The sequence below is a fragment of the Crossiella sp. NPDC003009 genome, from assembly GCF_053591555.1.
In genome coordinates, this window is sequence record NZ_JBSFUA010000006.1 from 229,628 (window position 1) to 243,213 (window position 13,586).

The 13,586-nt window shown below is 73.1% G+C and carries 12 protein-coding genes; 6 read left to right on the forward strand and 6 right to left on the reverse strand.

Translation table 11 applies throughout. The annotated features are described in order from the left end of the window. Window positions 1-2 precede the first annotated feature (2 nt). The 4 genes from ACWDY5_RS09585 to ACWDY5_RS09600 are packed head-to-tail and all read left to right on the forward strand — an operon-like array spanning window position 3 to window position 2,588. Window positions 3-761 (forward strand): SDR family NAD(P)-dependent oxidoreductase, encoded by a 759-nt coding sequence (locus ACWDY5_RS09585; RefSeq protein ID WP_449721827.1) that lies wholly within the window; start codon window positions 3-5, stop codon window positions 759-761. A 9-nt stretch (window positions 762-770) separates the two neighbouring features. After that, window positions 771-1,220 (forward strand): cupin domain-containing protein, encoded by a 450-nt coding sequence (locus ACWDY5_RS09590; RefSeq protein ID WP_449721828.1) that lies wholly within the window; start codon window positions 771-773, stop codon window positions 1,218-1,220. Then, window positions 1,217-1,840 carry a hypothetical protein gene (locus ACWDY5_RS09595; RefSeq protein ID WP_449721829.1) on the forward strand — a complete coding sequence of 208 codons (624 nt, stop codon included), beginning with the start codon at window positions 1,217-1,219 and terminating at the stop codon, window positions 1,838-1,840. Before ACWDY5_RS09590 ends, ACWDY5_RS09595 begins: the two co-directional genes overlap by 4 nt. Continuing rightward, complete coding sequence (locus tag ACWDY5_RS09600) at window positions 1,824-2,588, forward strand: class I SAM-dependent methyltransferase (RefSeq protein ID WP_449721830.1); 765 nt, start codon at window positions 1,824-1,826, stop codon at window positions 2,586-2,588. The genes ACWDY5_RS09595 and ACWDY5_RS09600 overlap by 17 nt, the downstream gene beginning before the upstream one ends. Here the strand turns inward: ACWDY5_RS09600 and ACWDY5_RS09605 are convergent. The 5 genes from ACWDY5_RS09605 to ACWDY5_RS09625 all read right to left on the reverse strand — a co-directional run bounded on the left by ACWDY5_RS09605 (window position 2,581) and on the right by ACWDY5_RS09625 (window position 7,494). Next, a complete protein-coding gene (locus tag ACWDY5_RS09605) occupies window positions 2,581-2,823 on the reverse strand; it encodes a response regulator transcription factor (protein ID WP_449721831.1) in 243 nt (80 codons plus the stop codon). The genes ACWDY5_RS09600 and ACWDY5_RS09605 overlap by 8 nt on opposite strands. 575 nt (window positions 2,824-3,398) lie before the next feature. Beyond that, entirely contained in the window at window positions 3,399-4,361 is a 963-nt protein-coding gene (locus ACWDY5_RS09610) for a 2-hydroxyacid dehydrogenase (protein WP_449721832.1), read from the reverse strand. Beyond that, window positions 4,358-5,527: a lactate 2-monooxygenase gene (locus ACWDY5_RS09615; protein WP_449721833.1), complete on the reverse strand. Its 1,170-nt coding sequence runs from the start codon at window positions 5,525-5,527 to the stop codon at window positions 4,358-4,360. The genes ACWDY5_RS09610 and ACWDY5_RS09615 overlap by 4 nt, the downstream gene beginning before the upstream one ends. Before the next feature lie 88 nt (window positions 5,528-5,615). Next, window positions 5,616-6,263, reverse strand: coding sequence for a response regulator transcription factor (locus ACWDY5_RS09620; RefSeq protein ID WP_252484696.1), 648 nt, complete (start codon window positions 6,261-6,263; stop codon window positions 5,616-5,618). A gap of 13 nt (window positions 6,264-6,276) precedes the next feature. Continuing rightward, the gene (locus tag ACWDY5_RS09625) at window positions 6,277-7,494 is read right to left on the reverse strand and encodes a sensor histidine kinase (protein WP_449721834.1); all 1,218 of its coding nucleotides are present in this window, start codon (window positions 7,492-7,494) and stop codon (window positions 6,277-6,279) included. Window positions 7,495-7,583: 89 nt separating this feature from the next. Here ACWDY5_RS09625 and ACWDY5_RS09630 point away from each other — a divergent pair, with 89 nt between their 5' ends. Then, window positions 7,584-8,309: an ABC transporter ATP-binding protein gene (locus ACWDY5_RS09630; protein WP_449721835.1), complete on the forward strand. Its 726-nt coding sequence runs from the start codon at window positions 7,584-7,586 to the stop codon at window positions 8,307-8,309. A 3-nt stretch (window positions 8,310-8,312) separates the two neighbouring features. After that, a complete protein-coding gene (locus ACWDY5_RS09635) occupies window positions 8,313-10,814 on the forward strand; it encodes an ABC transporter permease (RefSeq protein WP_449721836.1) in 2,502 nt (833 codons plus the stop codon). Here ACWDY5_RS09635 and ACWDY5_RS09640 read toward each other — a convergent pair. Then, window positions 10,811-13,582, reverse strand: coding sequence for an nSTAND1 domain-containing NTPase (locus ACWDY5_RS09640; protein ID WP_449721837.1), 2,772 nt, complete (start codon window positions 13,580-13,582; stop codon window positions 10,811-10,813). The two genes, ACWDY5_RS09635 and ACWDY5_RS09640, sit on opposite strands and share 4 nt — an antisense overlap. Between the last annotated feature and the right edge of the window lie 4 nt (window positions 13,583-13,586).

Sequence of the window (13,586 nt, forward strand, 5' to 3'; positions counted from 1 at the left end):
GGGTGACCCTCCCCGACCTCTCCGGCACCGTCACCCTGATCACCGGCGCGGCCGGCGGCCTCGGCCACGGCCTGGCCCGCCGCTTCGCTGAGGCGGGCGCCGCCGTGGCCGTGCACTACCGCACCAGCGTCACCCAGGCGCACGCCCTGGTCGCCGAGCTCCAGGACCGCGGCACGAACGCGCTGGCCCTGCCGGCAGACCTGCTCTCCCCCGACCAGGTCCGGCACCTCATCGAGTCCACAGTGGACCATTTCGGCAGGCTGGACACCCTGGTGAACAACGCCGCCGTGCAACCGGTGCAGCCGCTGCCGGAGATGACCTTCGACCAGTGGCGCGAGGTGCTCGACACCAACCTGGACGCCGTCTTCCTCACCACCAGCACCGCCGTCCGCCGGATGGACCCTGGGTCCTCAGTGGTCAACATCGCCTCGATCGAGGGCAGCCAGCCGGCCTTCGGCCACGCGCACTACAGCACCGCCAAGGCCGCCCTGCTCATGCACACCCGCACCGCCGCGCTGGAGTACGGCCCGCTGGGCATCCGGGTCAACGCGGTCAGCCCCGGTCTGCTGCACCGAGAGGGCCTGGAAACCCAGTGGCCGGAAGGTGTCGAACGCTGGCAGCGCGCCGCTCCCCTGGGCCGCCTCGGTCAGCCGGAGGACGTGGGCAACGCCTGCGTGTTCCTGGCCTCGCCGCTGGCCTCCTGGATCACCGGGCAGAACCTGGTGGTCGACGGCGGCATGTCCACCCACCCGAACTGGTAAGGACTTCCCGTGCTCACACCGGAACAGATCATCGCCGAGCTCGGCCTCCAGCCACTGCCCGTGGAGGGCGGCTACTGGGCGCAGACCTGGCGCACCGAGCAGGGCACCGGCATCTACTACCTGATGACCGGCGGCAGCTTCTCCGCCCTGCACCGCCTGGCCCACCCCGAGGTGTTCAGCTACCACGCCGGTTCGCCCGCGCGGATGCTGTTGCTGCACGCGGACGGGCGGGTGGAGAGGCCGGTGCTGGGGCTGGACCTGGCGGCCGGGCAGCGGCCGCAGGTGGTGGTGCCCGCGGGCACCTGGCAGGCCAGTGAGCCGGTGGGCGAATGGTCGCTGCTGGGCACGTTCATGGCCCCGCCGTACACCGACGACGTGGTGGACTTCCCGGTCGGGGACGAGCTGGCACTGTCCTATCCGGACCATGCCGACGAGATCCGCAGGCTGTCGCCGAAATGACGGATCTGCTGGCGCGGCAAGGGAAAGTCCGGGCCGAAGCCGAGGTGGTGCTCGCCGAGCTGGGGCTGACCGAGCGGCTGGCCACGGCCGGGGAACCAACCCTGGTGGGCAGTGCCGCGCTGGGGCTGATGGTCCGGCGGGACCTGGACCTCACCGTGACCTGCCCGGCACTGGACCCGGCCACACACGCGAAGGTGATCGCGATCGGTGCTGGACTAGCCGCGGACCAGCGGGTGCGCGAGGTCACCTTCCGCAACGACACCGGGGCCTGGAACACCGATCCGCGCTACCCGGACGGGCTCTACCTCGGCCTGCGCTACCGCGCGGACACCGGCCAGGACTGGACCCTCGACCTCTGGTTCGTCGACGAGCCGGACCGCCAGCCCGACCTCGAACACCTGCGCACCCTGGCCCCGCGCCTGGACGACACCAGCCGCGCGCGCATCCTGGAGATCAAGACCGCGCTGGCCGCCCGGCCGCGGCCGGGGCCGAGCTTCGAGGTCTACCGGGCCGTGCTGGACCACGGGGTCAGCGGCACCGAGGCCTTCGACGCCTGGCGGTTATCCGGTCGCCCCGAGCCAGGACCGGTGCCAGGATGCCCGCATGGACAGGAGCTTTGAGGAACTGGTAGCCGAGGCCGACGCGGTGTCGGTGGACGGCTGGGACTTCTCCTGGCTGGACGGCCGCGCCACCGAGCAGCGGCCCTCCTGGGGCTACCAGCGGTCCATGGGCGAACGGATGGCCGCGGCCAAGGTCGCGCTGGACATCCAGACCGGCGGTGGCGAGGTGCTGGCCGGCGTGCCGCGGCTCGCTGAGCGGACCTTCGCCACCGAGTCCTGGGAACCGAACCTGGCCAAGGCCCGCGCGCTGCTGGAACCCAGGGGCGCGCAGGTGCTGCTGGATGCCGACGAGCCGCCGCTGCCGTTCCCGGACAACACTTTCGACCTGGTGGTCAGCCGTCATCCGGTGACCGTGTGGTGGGCTGAGATCGCCAGGGTGCTGGCGCCCGGCGGCACCTACTTCTCCCAGCAGGTGGGGCCGGCCAGCGTGTTCGAGCTGGTGGAGTTCTTCCTCGGGCCGCAGCCGGAAGAGGTGCGCAACGGGCGGCATCCGGAGGCGGCGCGCGCGGCGGCCGAGGCTGCCGGACTTCAGGTGCTGGATCTCCGGATGGAGTCGTTGCGCACCGTCTTCCACGACATCGGTGCGGTGGTCTACTTCCTGCGCAAGGTGATTTGGATGGTGCCGGGCTTCACGGTCGCCGAATACCTGCCGGACCTCCGGCGACTGCACGAACGGATCGAGTCCGAAGGGCCTTTCCTCGCCCACACCACCCGTTTTCTGATCGAGGCGCGGAAACCGCTCAGTTGAGCCAGCCCCTGCGTTCGGCGTGACAACCCAGCTGGAACCGGGTCGTGCACCCGGCCCGGTCCATCAGGGTCCGGATCCGCCGCAGCACGGTCCGGGGGCTGATGCCCAGTTGGCGGGCGATCGACTCGTCCGTGCAGCCGGAGCACATCAGGGACAACAGGGCCCGCGCCTGGGGATCGAGCAGGTCCTCGGGCAGCTCAGCCGGACGCTGGACCTGACTCGTCTGCAACATCATCTTCAGGGCCTCCTCACACCGCGGGGGCGCGCACACCGCCCCCTGGTCTCGCCTGGGGCCAATGGCCGACACCCGCGTCCGCCGCAGCTCAGCCCCTGCTAGCACGGCCAGTCTGGCACCGGCTGTCCAAGATCGGCAGCGTCGGCTTCCGGGCTTGTTGCGATCTTGCCGGTGCCAGGAACGGCCGGGTGCGGACATCAACACGTGTGGATCGGCCACACCAGGTGGGAGCGCTTCCCCGGCGAGTCGGGCGGGAAGCGGGCAGGCGTGTCGTCAGGTCGGACGGCTCGGGACCCGGTTGTGCTCGGTTGGTCTGGATGGCCGATGCGTGCTTCGGGGGCTTTGTCCAGTTGCCGCTGGGAGTCCGGTTGGGCAATCGTTGTCCGGAAACGGGCGGAAAGCGGGCATGGTTCAGCCGCTGAGCGGGCGCGGAAATGCGCCAAGGGGTGCCGGAGATGATGACCGAGTTGGTTGCCTCAGTGGCCTAACTAGCTTGGTTTCGGCACTGTTTGTCATCAAAAATCCTTTTGCCCAGCGGAAAATACCGGTGGTTCTTTGTCCGCTGTAGCGGGCAGTCAGCTGACCACGTCGGCGGGCGCCTGCCCGGTTGCGTAGCGGCGCACGTTGTCCAGGGCCGCGGCGGCGATGCGCAGCATGGACTCCCTGGTGACCCCGCCCGCGTGCGGGGACAGCGCCACGTTGGGCGCGCGCAGCACGGCCAACGTGGCCGGTGGCGGTTCCGGGTCGAAGACGTCCAGGCCCGCGCCGCCGAGCCGCCCCGCGTGCAGGGCCGCGGCCAGCGCATCCTGGTCGACCAGGGCTCCGCGGGCGGTGTTGATCAGGATGGCGGTGGGCTTCATCAGGGCCAGGCGGTCGGCATTGATCAGGTGCCGGGTGGCCTCGGTGAGCGGCAGGTGCAGGGACACGTAGTCCGACTGGGCGAGCAGCGTGTCCAGTGGCAGTTCGGTGATGTCGTAGCGCTCGGCCAGCTCAGCGGGCAGGCCGCGCCGGGTGGCGCAGACCAGGCGCAGGTCAAAAGCCTTGGCGCGCTTGGCCAGTTCGCGGCCGATGGCGCCGAAGCCGACGATGCCGAGGGTCTTGCCGAACAGCTCGGTGATGCTGAACTGCAAGCGCGGCAGCGCCCACTCCCCCTGCGTGAGCGCGTTGTGGCCCGGGATGAGCTGCTTGGCCAGCGCGAGCATCAGGCACAGGGTCTGCTCGGCCACGTCCTGGGCCTCGGCGCCGGTGGAGCCGATGTTGCACACGGTGATCCCGGCGGCGCGGGCGGCGGCCAGGTCGATGTGGTCAAAACCGTGGCTGGCGCACTGGATCAGCCTGACCCGCCCGGCCTTGGCGAGGTGGTCGGCGGTGACCGGGGCGAGCGCGCTGAGGATGACCTCGGCCTCGCGCAGCGCGACCGGGTCGGCCCCGGCCTCCTCCACCGCGGTCAGCTCGAAGCCGTCGCCGAGGTCCGCGGCGATCATGCTGCTGAGCTTGGTCCCGCCGACGTGCGGGGACAGCACCGCCAGGGCCTTCACCGGGTCACCTCGGCGAGCGCGTCCCGGTCCAGCTCGCCGAGGGTGCGGTGGCCGGACAGGCCGAGGGTCAGCTCGGTGTCGGCCAGGATCGAGCGCAGCACGTGCCGCACCCCGGCCTCGCCGCTGTGCGCGAGCCCGTACACCCAGGGCCGCCCCAGCAGCACCGCCTTCGCGCCGAGGGCGAGCGCCTTGAGCACGTCCGCGCCGGTGCGCACCCCCGAGTCGAACAGCACGTCCAGGCGGTCGCCGACGGCTTCGGCGATGCCGGGCAGCGCGTCCAGGGAGGCGATCGCGCCGTCGACCTGGCGGCCGCCGTGGTTGGACACCACGATGCCCTCGATCCCGGCGTCCGCGGCCCGCCTCGCGTCCTCCACGTGCTGGATGCCCTTGAGCACGATCGGCCCGTCCCAGTGCTCGCGCAGGAAGGAGAGCCGGTCCCAGCTCTTGTCCTGCCCGGTGAACAGCCCGACCCAGCGCAGGATCGCCAGCTGCGGGTCCTCTTCGGGGGTCTTCGCCAGCCCCGCGCGGAAGGCGGGGTCGGAGAACGGGACCGCGGTGCCGATGCCGCGCAGGAACGGCAGGTAGGCCTGGTCGAGGTCGGCAGGCCGCCAGGCCAGGGTCCAGGTGTCCAGGGTGACCACCAGCGCGGTGAACCCGGCAGCCTTGGCCCGGCGCAGGATGCTGGCGCACACCTCGTCGTCGTTGGGCCAGTACAGCTGGTACCAGCGCGGTCCCTCGCCGCTGGCCTCGGCCACCTCCTCGATGGTGCTGGAGGAGGCGGTGGACATGATCATCGGCAGCCCGAGCGCCGCGGCGGCGCGGGCGCTGGCGGACTCGGCGTCGGGGTGCACGATCGCCTGCACGCCCACCGGCGCGAGCAGCACGGGCGCGGGGAGCTGCCGGCCGAGCACGGTGGTGCTGAGATCGCGCTGGGTGGCATCGCGCAGCATCCGGGGCACCAGCCGCCAGTGGTCGAAGGCGGCCCGGTTGGCCCGCATGGTGGCCCCCGAACCCGCGCCGCCGGCGACGTAGCCGAACGGGCCCGGGTCCATCAGGCCCTTGGCCATCGCCTCCAGGGCGGTGGGGTCGGTGCTCATCGGCGGCCGCTGGTCGGCGAGGCCCTGCAGGTAGATCTCGTTCTGGTAGGCACCGTACTGACCAGCCATGACGCTCCTTCGCACCGGTTGGGTTGCTACTCCCCGGTAACAGTCTTGGCCGCACCCGTGATCGCTGTCCACCCCGCGGTGAGCCGGGTCATGCGCGCAGGTAGGCCAGCACGGCCTGCACCCGGCGGTGGCCCGCGCCGTCGGTGCTGGGCAGGTCGAGCTTGGTGAAGATGTTGCCGATGTGCTTGTGCACCGCGCCCGCGCTGATCACCAGCATCTCGCCGATGGTGGTGTTGGAGTGGCCCTCGGCCATCAGCGCCAGCACCTCGCGCTCGCGGGCGGTCAGCGAGCGGATCGGGTCGTCGGCGCGGCGGCGGACCAGCAGCTGGGAGACCACCTCCGGGTCCAGCGCGGTGCCGCCGGCGGCGACCCGGTTCAGCGCGTCCAGGAAGTCGGCGACCTTGCCGACCCGTTCCTTGAGCAGGTAGCCGACCCCGCCGCCGGGGCTGGCCAGCAGCTCACCCGCGTAGCTGTCCTCCACGTACGCGGAGAGCACCAGCACGGCCAGCTCCGGGTGCCTGCGGCGGGCCTCCACCGCGGCGCGCAGGCCCTCGTCGGTGAAGGTCGGCGGCAGCCGGACGTCGACCACGGCCACGTCCGGGGTGTCCGCGTCGATCGCGGCCAGCAGCTGCTCGGGGTGCTCGACCGCGGTGACCACGTCCAGGCCCTCGCTGCGCAGCAACAGGGTCAGGCCCTCGCGGAGCAGGGCGTCGTCCTCGGCGATCATGATCCGCACGGGGGTGATCCTCTCAGGTTCCGGTCGGCAGGCGCACGCCGAGCACGGTGGGGCCGCCCTCGGGACTGGACAGGGTGGTCTGGCCGTCGAAGGCGGCGACTCGGCGGCGGATGCCGGTCAGCCCGGTGCCGTTGGCCTCCTCGGCCCCGCCGTGGCCGTCGTCGCGGACCTCGATCACCAGGTGGTCTCCTTGCACGGCAAGGGAAACCTCCGCGTGCTCGGCCCCGCTGTGCTTGGCCACGTTGGTCAGCGCCTCGGCGATGACGAAGTAGGCCGCCGCCTCCACCGCCGCGGGCAGCCGCCGCAGTCCGGTGACGGTGAGGGTGGCCGGGATGGGGCAGCGGGCGACCACCGCGTCCACCGCGCCGTCCAGGCCGCGGTCGGCCAGCACCGGCGGGTAGATGCTGCGCACCACCTCGCGCAGCTCGGTGAGCGCGTCGGTGGCCGCGTTCTGCGCGGTGAGCACCGAGGCCAGCGCGGTGGGCGGGTCGCGGCGCAGCGCGCGTTCCACGATGCCCAGGTGCATGACCACCGCGACCAACCGGTTCTGCGTGCCGTCGTGCAGGTCGCGTTCGATCCGGCGCAGCTCGGCCCCGTGCGCCTCCAGCGCGGCGGCCCTGGTCGCGGTCAGCTCGGCGACCCGCTGCGCCAGGTTGCCCCGGCCGGGCGAGAGCAGCCTGGCGGCCCAGCCCGCCTCCCAGTCGGCCAGCCTCGGCGGCAGCCACCAGGACACCAGCGCGGCGGCCAGCGCGGTGAGCACGGACAGCCCGGCGCTCGGCCAGGAGTCGACGTGCACGCCGTAGGAGCTGTCCACACCGCCGGGCACCAGCCACCAGATCATCGGCACCACCAGGTTCTGCGGCACCGAGACCGGCACCGCGAAGCCGAGCAGGCCCAGCAGCATCCCGGCCGGGGCGTGCACCAGCAGCCAGCGCAGGTCCCTGCGGGTGGCCGGATCGGTGAGCACGGTGACGATCTGTTGCGGCAGCGGCCCGGTGACCTCGGCGTAGCGCTCCTCCACCGGCTTGCCGGTGCGCGCGGCCACCCGGCGGCGGTCCACCGCGACCAGCCAGCGCTGCACCCGCACCACCAGCGGCAGCAGCGGCAGGGTGAACACCAGCATGACGCAGATCAACAGTCCGAAAAGGACCATCATCCCGGCGATCGCGGTGGCGAACCCGAGGGCGAGGCCGAGGATCGCCCGCCCCACCCGCAGCAGCTCCGGCCGCATCCGACCTCCCATGGTAGAGCTGGCTCCACCCCTGATCCGGCACCGCGCGGGATGTCGCGGCACATCAGCTGAAACCTACCGTCGTGGCCATGACAGCAGTACGACTGGACTCGGTCACCAAGGTCTACGGCAGCGGTGACCACGCGACCACGGCGCTGCGCGGGGTGAGCAGGGCCATCCCGCGTGGCCGGTTCACCGCCGTGATGGGGCCGTCCGGTTCGGGCAAGAGCACCTTCCTGCAGTGCGCCGCCGGGCTCGACACGCCCACCTCCGGCTCGGTGCGGCTCGGCGAGACCGAGCTGACCGGGCTGAAGGAGACCAAGCTCACCGAGCTGCGCCGCGAGCGCATCGGGTTCATCTTCCAGGGCTACAACCTGGTGCCCTCCCTCAGCGTCACCGACAACATCACCCTGCCGCTGCGCTTCGCCGGACGGAGCGCGGATGTGGGCTGGCTCAACGAGATCGTGCACCGGGTCGGCCTGGACGGGCTGCTGCACCGGCGGCCGGGCCAGCTCTCCGGCGGGCAGCAGCAGCGGGTGGCGGTGGCCCGCGCGCTGGTGGCCAGGCCGGAGGTGGTCTTCGCCGACGAGCCCACCGGCGCGCTGGACTCGCGCACCGGCGCGGAGGTGCTGCGGCTGCTGCGCCAGCTGGTGGACGAGCTGGGCCAGACCGTGGTGATGGTCACCCACGACCCGGTGGCCGCCGCACACGCGCACAGCGTGCTGTTCCTGGCCGACGGCCGGTTCGTGGACGAGCTGCACGGGCCGGACGCGGACCAGGTGGCCAAGCGGATGACCCACCTCGGGGAGTGGTGAGCGGTGTTCTCCTTTGCCTGGCAGACGATCCGGGCCCGCAAGGGCGGGTTCGCCGCGGCCTTCCTCGCCCTGTTCGGCGGCGCGGTCCTGCTCACCGCCTGCGGGGTGCTGTTGCAGTCCGGGCTCTTCGGCGGGGTCCCGGCGCAGCGCTACGCGGCCGCGCCGGTGGTGCTCGGCGGCGACCGCACCATCACCGTGGAGCGGGCGGAAACCACTGACCTCAGCGAGGACCTGGCCGAGCAGGTGCCGCTGCCGGCCGCGCTGGTGGAGCAGGTGCGCCGGCTGCCTGGCGTGGAACGGGCGGTCGGCGAGGTCAGCTTCCCGGCCACCGTGGTGGGCAAGGACAACCGGGTGCTGCCCGGCGCGGACCAGGGCCGCACCCTGGGCCACGGCTGGGGCAGCGCGCCGCTGACCCCGTTCGCGCTGGTCTCCGGCGTCGCGCCCCGCTCAGGTGAGGTGGTTCTCGACGCCGAGCTGGCCCAGCGGGCCGGAATCTCGGCCGGTGACCAGGTGCGGATCATGGTGGACTCGGCCCCACGCGCCTACCGGGTCAGCGGCCTCGCCGCTCCAGCGGGCCGGGACCGGCTGGTGCGCCAGTCCGCGGTGTTCTTCCACGACGACACCGCGCGCGCCCTCTCCGGCAGGCCGGACCAGGTCTCCGCGATCGGCGTCTTCGGCCCGGCCCCTGACCTGGCCGGGCACCTGCCGCCCGGTGTGGTCGTCCACAGTGGACTGGACAGGGGCGAGGCGGAGAACCTGGACGGCGCTCAGTCCAGGTTCGTGCTGATGATGGTCTCCGGCTCCTTCGCCGGTTTCGTGCTGATGATCGTGGTCTTCGTGACCGCGAGCACGCTGGCACTGGTGCTCAACCAGCGTCGCAGGGAACTGGCCCTGCTGCGGGCCATCGCGGCCACTCCGAAGCAGGTGCGCCGGCTCATCGCCGCGGAAACCCTGCTGGTGTCCGGGTTCGCCGCGCTGCTCGGCCTGGCCCCCGGTGTGTTCGCCGCGCAGTGGCTGCTGGGCATGTTCGCCTCGATCGGCGTGGTGGCCGAGGACTTCACCCTCTCCCTCGGCCCGGTCCCGTTGCTGGCCACCGTGCTGCTGTGCGTGGGCGCGGCCCAGCTGGCCAGCCTGACCGCGGCCCGGCGGATGCTCAAGCTCAAGCCGACGGCCGCGCTGGGCGAGGCCGCGGTGGAACCGGCGGCACTGGGCCGCGGGCGCCTGATCACCGGGTGGGCGCTGCTGGGTGTGGCACTGGCCGGGGCCTGCTCGACGCTGTTCATCCCCGGTCCGGTGGCGCAGGTCCCGGCCAGCATGTCCGCGCTGCTGGCCATCATCGGCCTCGGCCTGCTCGGCCCGGTGCTCACCTCGGCCGCGACCCGGATCGCCGCGGGGCTGTTCCTGCGCTCCGCCAGGGCCGACCGCTATCTGGCCGCGCACAACAGCACCGCGAACTCCCGCCGCCTGGCCGCCGCGGTGACCCCGCTGGTGCTCACCATCGGCTTCGCGGTCACCCACTTCTACAGCGGCACGACCCTGGCCGAGGCCACCCAGCACCAGGCCCGCGCGGCCACCGCCGCCGACTACGTGCTCACCGCGCCGCAGGGCGTGCCGGCCGAGGTGGCCGCGGCGGCACGGCGGGTGCCGGGGGTCACCGCCGCCACCCCGCTGGTGGGCACCGAGGTGATCGCGGTGGACAAGGACGCCGGCGAGGAACCGCTGTCCCGGTCCAAGGCCTACGGCGTGGACTCCGCGCAGCTGTCCGGCACCCTGGGCCTCAAGGCGGTCAGCGGCGCGCTGACCGAGCTGCGCGGGGACACCGTGGCGCTGAGCGAGTCCGAGTCCTCCTGGCTGGGCAAGGCGGTCGGCGAGCGGGTGGAGCTGTACCTGGGCGACCGCACCAAGGTCACGCCGACGGTGGTGGCGGTCTTCGCGGACAACCTGGGCTACGGCGATGTGCTGCTGCCCCAGGATGTGCTGCTGCCGCACACCACCGACCGGCTGGCCGACTCGATCCTGGTCGCGGCCAAGGACCCGTCCGTCCACAAGGGACTGTCCGAACTGGCCGCCGCCTACCCCGGCCTTCAGGTCCAGGACCGCGCGCAGCTGATCGTGGCCACTGATGCGCAGCAGGAGGCCAACCTGTGGCTGAACCGGGTGCTGCTCGGCGTGATCCTGCTCTACGTGGCGCTCTCGGTGGTCAACAGCCTGGTCACCTCCACCCTGGACCGGGCGGGCGAGGTCGGGCTGCTCCGGCTGCTCGGCGGCACCCGCAGCCAGGTGCGGCGGATGTTCCGCGCCGAGTCCGCGCTGGTGGTCTCGATCGCGGTGCTGATCGGCTCCGCGGTCCCGGTGCTGCCGCTGACCCTGCTCAGCCTCAACCTCACCGGCTCCCCGATCCCGGCCGGGCCACCGCTGGTGTACGCAGGCATCCTGGCCACGACCGTCCTGATTGGACTGTGCTCGATCCGGCTGCCCGCGCGCAGGCTCACCCGCCGGGCCTAGCAGGACACCCGGTAGCCGACTTCGGGGAAGTGCTGTGCCCAGTCCGCCGCGGAGAGCGCGGGCTGGGCACAGGCGCGGGTCTCGGCCAGCGCCAGGTCGGTCTCCCACAGCTGCGCGGTGCGGTCGTGGCTGCCGGTGGCCAGGGTGTGGCCGTCCGGGGCGAAGGCGAGCGCGAACACCGCGCTGGTGTGCCCGGACAGGGTGGCCAGCGACCGGCCGCCTGCCCACAGCCGCACGGTTTGGTCGTAGCCGCCGGAGGCCAGCACCCGCCCGTCGGGGCTGAAGGCCAGCGCGGAGACCACGTTGGTGTGCCCCGGCAACTCCACGGGCGCGCGGGCCGGGTCGGCCGGGTCCCACAACCGGATGGTGCGGTCGTCGCCGCCGGAGGCCAGGGTGCGGCCGTCCGGGCTGAAGGCCAGCGACACCACGAAGTCGGTGTGCCCGGTCAGCACTGCCCGCTCCACCGGCTGCCGGGGATCGTCCAGCCGCCACAGCCGGACGGTCCGATCATCACCGGCGGTGGCCAGCGTCCTGCCGTCCGGGCTGAACACCACCCGCTTGACGTTGAGGGTGTGCGCGGTCAGCGTGCTCGCCGTGCCGGTGGCCAGCTCCCAGACCCGGACGGTGTGGTCGTAGCTGCCCGAGGCCAGGGTGCGGCCGTCCGGGCTGAACGCCAGCGACACCACCGAACCGGTGTGTCCACTCAGGACGGTCGGCGGGCGTTGCGGGTCGGCCGGATCCCACAGCCGGATCGTCCGGTCGGCCCCCGCGGAGGCCAGGGTACGGCCGTCCGGGCTCAGCGCCAGCGCGAGCACCGGCCCGGTGTGCCCGGTGAGCGTGCCGGTCTTCTTGGGCCGCAACGGGTCCGCCAGGTCCCACAGCCGCACGGTCCGGTCGTAGGCCGAGGTGGCCAGCCTGCGGCCGTCGGCGCTGAACACCGTGCCGGTCACCGCGTCGGTGTGCCCGGTCAGCGGCACGGCCAGCGCGCTGCGCAGGCTGTCCGCGGTCTCCGCCGAGGGCGAGAGGCGGTGCGCGGCGATGGCCAGCTTCGCCGCCTGTTCCGGGCTGCTCGCGTGCAGGGCGACGGCCGCGCCCGCGACCTTGTGCGCCAGAGCCGCGTCCCGCTGCCGGGCCATCGCGTTCTCCGCCCGCACCGCGTACACCGTGGCGCTGACGCTGACCAGCAGCAGCACCGCCAGCGCGGCCACCAGCGCCCGCCCGAACCGTCGCCGGCGACGGGCCGCGGTCCGGCTCAGCCGCAGGAACTCGCGCTCGCGGCTGGTCAGCGACTCCGGCGGCAGGTCGGCGGCCATGGCCAGCCGGGCGCCGCGGTAGAGCGCGCCGGGGTCGTGGTCCAGGGACTCCCAGAGCGCGGTGGCCTCGGTGAGCCGGCGGTGCCTGCGCAGGGCTTCCCGGTCCTCGGCCAGCCACTGCCGCAGCCGCTGCCAGTTGCGGATCAGCGCCTCGTGGCCGATCCGCACGCTGTCCTGCTCCAGGCTGATCAGCCGGGCCGCGGCCAGCCGCTCCAGCACCACCGGCTCGGCGGGTTCCAGCTCGGCCCGGTCCAGGCGGCGGCCGGTGTCCTCGGTGCCCTCGCCCAGTGCGACCAGCCGGACGAACAGCCGCCGCGCCCAGTCCTGCTGCCCGGCGGTCAGCTCGGCGTAGACCGCCTCGGCGGTGCGCGCGATGGCCTGGCTGATCCCGCCGGTGGCCTGGTATCCGGCCAGGGTGAGCATGGCGCCCTTGCGCCGCGCCCAGGTTTCCCGCAGCGCGTGCGAGACCAGCGGCAGCACGGCAGCCTCGCCACTGGCTTCCAGCAGGATCTGGGTGACCAGGTCCGGTTCCACCCGGCAGCCTGCCCGCAGCGCGGGCTGGGTGATCACCGCGCGCAGCTGCTCGGTGCTCATCGGCCCGAGCAGCACCTGCGCGGTGCGCAGCACCTCCACCAGTCCGGGCAGCGCCGCGCAGTGCGCGTAGAAGTCGGCCCGCACGCCCAGCACGATCCGCACCCGGCTGTTCACCGCGCGCGCCGCGGTCAGCAGCAGCTCCAGGAACCGGTCCCGCTCGGCCGGGTCGGCGCAGAGGGTGAAGACCTCCTCGAACTGGTCCACCACCAGCAGCAGGTCGTCCTCCCGGTCGTCAAGGGCCTGCCGCACGGTCAGGTGCAGCGCCGCCGGCTCGGCCAGCGAGCGGGCCGGCTCGGCCGCGCCCGCCCCGGTGAAGGCGGCCAGCCGGACCGCGAGCTCCTGCACCGGCCTCGGACCGGGGGTGAGCAGGAGCGTCGGCGAGCCCTTGGCCTGGTGCAGCAGACCGGCGCGCAGCAGCGAGGACTTGCCGGAGCCGGAGGGCCCGGTGAGCACCACGCAGCGGTGCCCGGCGACCCGCTCGGTCAGCTCGGCCAGCAGCTCCTCACGGCCGAAGAACCGGTCGGCGTCCGCGGTGCCGAAGGCGGCCAGCCCCACGTAGGGCGCCTCGGCAGGCGGCGGGTTCGCCGGGTCGCCGTGCAGCTCGGCGGCCACCGCGAACCAGCGCTCCCGCCACTGCTCGGGGTCGCCGTCGCAGGCCCGCACGTAGGCCAGGGTCACCTCAAGGCTGGGCAGTTTGCGGCCACCGGCGGCCTCGGAGAGCGTGCCTGCGGCGAAGTGCGCGCGGCGGGCCAGCTCGCGGTAGGCCGGACTGCCCGCCTCGCGGCGCAATTTTCGCAGGTCAGCGGCCAGGTTCAGCAGCGGTCCTTCGCCCTCGTCCAGCGGTCGTTCCGCGCGCGCCACGCAC

Excerpts from the sequence above, each read along its gene's own strand:
- ACWDY5_RS09595 (WP_449721829.1), top strand. The coding sequence starts at position 1,217 with ATGACGGATCTGCTGGCGCGGCAAGGGAAAGTCCGGGCCGAAGCCGAG.
- ACWDY5_RS09600 (WP_449721830.1), top strand. The coding sequence starts at position 1,824 with ATGGACAGGAGCTTTGAGGAACTGGTAGCCGAGGCCGACGCGGTGTCG.
- ACWDY5_RS09605 (WP_449721831.1), bottom strand. The coding sequence starts at position 2,823 with ATGATGTTGCAGACGAGTCAGGTCCAGCGTCCGGCTGAGCTGCCCGAG.
- ACWDY5_RS09615 (WP_449721833.1), bottom strand. The coding sequence starts at position 5,527 with ATGGCTGGTCAGTACGGTGCCTACCAGAACGAGATCTACCTGCAGGGC.
- ACWDY5_RS09625 (WP_449721834.1), bottom strand. The coding sequence starts at position 7,494 with ATGCGGCCGGAGCTGCTGCGGGTGGGGCGGGCGATCCTCGGCCTCGCC.
- ACWDY5_RS09630 (WP_449721835.1), top strand. The coding sequence starts at position 7,584 with ATGACAGCAGTACGACTGGACTCGGTCACCAAGGTCTACGGCAGCGGT.